The sequence below is a fragment of the Mesorhizobium sp. 128a genome (assembly GCF_053848025.1).
In genome coordinates this window covers 1-362 of sequence record NZ_JBSPKY010000111.1, presented here as the reverse complement: position 1 = coordinate 362, position 362 = coordinate 1, and the positions used below count along the sequence as shown (strand labels likewise).

Sequence of the window (362 nt, the reverse complement as noted above, 5' to 3'; positions counted from 1 at the left end):
CGGTCAGGGCCGCAAGGGCGGGGTCGTCGGAGCGCTTGCGCTGGTCGGCGTCGACGCGGTCTTCGAAAGCCGTCCAGCGGCGGTCGAAATCGTCCCAGCGGCGGTCGACCTTCTGCACGCTCTCCTCGCGCGCCAGCGTGTCGAGCGCAGCCTTGACCTGCTCGAGCTCCAGCCGCAGCATGTTGACGCTTCTGTCGTCGCTTTTCTCCGACAGCGACTTGATGGCGCCGGAAAGCCGTTCGAATTCGACGCCGAGTTCGGCGCTGCCCTTGCCCGCTGTGCCGGGCCTGGCGTTCGCCTGGAAGGCGCGATCGATATCCTTGCGCAGCGCATCGACTTCGCGCTGCAGACCGGCCGTGATC

The 362-nt window shown here is 67.7% G+C and carries 1 protein-coding gene; it reads right to left on the bottom strand.

Going from position 1 to position 362, the window contains the following annotated elements; translation table 11 throughout:
• On the bottom strand, positions 1–362 hold a 362-nt coding region (locus tag ACWTU9_RS33300; RefSeq protein WP_455862030.1), incomplete at both ends, for a hypothetical protein.